Below are 1280 nucleotides of genomic sequence, written 5' to 3'. Positions count from 1 at the left end.
TGTAGTGGCATAGTGAATTTGGCCACCTAATTAGAGCTGCTATGATAGCAGCATAACAACATTAGGTGACAAAATGGCAAAGAAGAAAGGCCCGAATTTCAGCCCTGAATTCAGACTCGAAACAGCACAGTTGGTGGTAGATCAAGGTTACTCCCATAAAGAAGCAGCCGATGCGATGGGTGTCGGTTATTCCACGATTGGTAAATGGGTGCGCCAATTACGCGAAGAGCGTCAGGGTAAAACGCCGCAGGCGACACCGATGACCGACGAGCAGCGTGAGATCTGGGAGCTTAAGAGGCAGGTTGAACGTCTTGAATTAGAAAAGGAAATTTTAAAAAAGGCTTCAGCTCTGTTGATGTCGGACTCCATGAAACACTCGCGTTAATCGAGAGACTGAGTCAGAGCAATAAACGCCGTTATTCGATTAACCATCTGTGCGCGATACTGGATGTCCATCGCAGCACGTTTAAATATTGGCAACAGCGTGACAAGCGTCCATCGCCGGAAGCCATCAGGCTTCGCAGCCTTGTTCGTGAAGCATATCGTCTGAGCGGCAGTTCAGCAGGGGCCAGAACCATTGCTGATATCATCACGAACGATGAATCGCACGATATTACCCTGACGCGTTATCGCGCAGGACGCTTTATGAAGGCAATGAATCTGGTCAGCTGTCAGCTTCCCAAACATGCATACCGGAAAGCAGCACAAGAACATGTTGCTATCCCAAACCTGCTGGACAGGCAGTTCGCTGTCACCGAGCCGAATCAGGTTTGGTGTGGTGATGTCAGCTTTATCTGGACAGGCAATAGGTGGGCGTACCTGGCAGTCGTGATGGACTTGTTCGCGCGTAAACCAATAGGCTGGGCGATGAGCTATTCTCCTGATAGCAGCCTGACCTGTCAGGCACTGACAATGGCGTTTGAGTATCGCGGACAGCCGAAGAGCGTAATGTTCCATAGCGACCAAGGTACGCACTATACCAGTCGTAAATTCCGTCAGTTAATCTGGCGATATCGTTTAACACAAAGCCTTAGTCGGCGCGGTAACTGCTGGGATAATAGCCCAATGGAGCGCTTCTTCAGAAGCCTTAAAACAGAATGGGTTCCAACCACAGGCTATCGAAGTTTTACCGAGGCCAAACGAAAGGTTGGTGATTATATTATTGGCTATTACAACCGACTGAGACCGCATTCATACAACGGTGGTTTAACGCCGAATGAATCGGAGAAGCGTTACTGGAATAGCTACAACGGTGTGGCCAAAATGACTTGACCACTACA

1 protein-coding gene is annotated in these 1280 nt (G+C 49.0%); it reads left to right on the top strand.

Annotated features, from left to right (window positions below):
* Positions 1 to 73: 73 nt before the first annotated feature.
* Positions 74 to 1272 (top strand): IS3 family transposase gene (locus tag IE054_RS17735; protein WP_229805257.1). Its coding sequence is split into 2 segments (ribosomal slippage): positions 74 to 344 and positions 344 to 1272, totalling 1200 coding nucleotides; the frame shifts between segments, so codons are not numbered across the junction.
* Positions 1273 to 1280: the final 8 nt, after the last annotated feature.

Source organism: Alteromonas halophila (genome assembly GCF_014651815.1).
GTDB classification, from domain to species: Bacteria; Pseudomonadota; Gammaproteobacteria; order Enterobacterales; family Alteromonadaceae; genus Alteromonas; species Alteromonas halophila.
Note: the sequence above shows the minus strand (reverse complement) of the source record. Positions and strands in the feature narration are given on the sequence as shown.